General features: G+C 33.9%; 2 protein-coding genes. One reads left to right on the plus strand and one right to left on the minus strand.

Translation table 11 applies throughout. The features are described from left to right. On the plus strand, window positions 1-491 hold a 491-nt coding region (locus BKH40_RS08840; protein WP_180675178.1), incomplete at its 5' end, for a hypothetical protein. A 196-nt stretch (window positions 492-687) separates the two neighbouring features. Here the strand turns inward: BKH40_RS08840 and BKH40_RS08570 are convergent. Continuing rightward, window positions 688-1,092, minus strand: a 405-nt coding sequence (locus BKH40_RS08570; protein WP_257842551.1) for a PBECR2 nuclease fold domain-containing protein, incomplete at its 5' end; no start/stop codon positions are given.

The raw sequence follows: 1,092 nt of genomic DNA on the forward strand, positions 1-1,092 counted from the left end.
AAGGCGATGAAGTAGATATATCACAAGACATAAAGCTAACTGCTATGCAAGAAAAAAGCCAAGTAAGCATAAAAGCTTTTTGCCAAACAAACAAAATCACTTACGCACAAGTCGCAAACTGCACTAACTTAAGCACAAAAACGTTAAAGCGTGCAGGTCAAGATAAGGATCTAAGCGAACAAAGCAAAGCCCTACTAGAAACTTTCATAAAAACTTATAATTTTGCCCTAACAAAGAAAGAAAAAGAAGAGCCAAAAGATGATTTTTCTACAAAGCTTGACAACTTAAAAAGCGAGGAGATTTTAAGCTACATAAATGACTTTTGTGCCAAAAACAACATTAATTACAACACTTTAAGTCTAAATTTAAATATGAGTTATGGCTTTATAGCCCACCTAACGCACACCAAAAAGATAAGCAAGGCTATGCGGGGCTTGATTTTACGCTATTTTGAAATATTAGAGATGAAAAAAGCCTTATCTTTATGCTAAAAGCAGGCTTTTCCCTTTCCACGTATCAAGATCTTAGCCCCTCTTATGTGAATACAAGGTTAAATCTTGCAAGATGTGCTTCTTGTCTCTTTGCCCTATGTTTCTTGACTTATTCAACTCTATTTAGTAAGATTGGTGTGTCTAATGGTTGCCAGATTATTAGAGTTTGCTTTAATCTCGAAAGTAGCACTTAGCGTTAATCTGAGGTGCTAGGCAATTTTCCATATATTAACCTTCCACCATTATTGAGTTTATTGTTTAAACCTCTTAAGCTTTTAGGTGCATTACTTACAATCACCCACTTGCCATTTCTGTCACCAGCTACGCTAGTAAAGAACTTTTCTCCATTAAAGTCTTTTGCAAAAATATAGTTGGATTGGTCTTGTTTTATAATAAAGTCTGGAGTTTCTAAAGTAGGCTTTATTTTGTTTATATGACTTAGTCTATTATGTTTTGCCATCTTAATTAAACTTCCTTTTGTTAGTGACACATCTTTCCCTATGATTTTGTTAATGCTTTTTGGTATGTTTGGCATATAAGTATCTTCTATACTTTTTAAGCCAAAAGTATCCATCCACTCTTTTTGAACTTCAGGGCTTAT

It is taken from the genome of Helicobacter sp. 11S02629-2 (assembly GCF_002272875.1).
Taxonomy (GTDB): domain Bacteria; phylum Campylobacterota; class Campylobacteria; order Campylobacterales; family Helicobacteraceae; genus Helicobacter_I.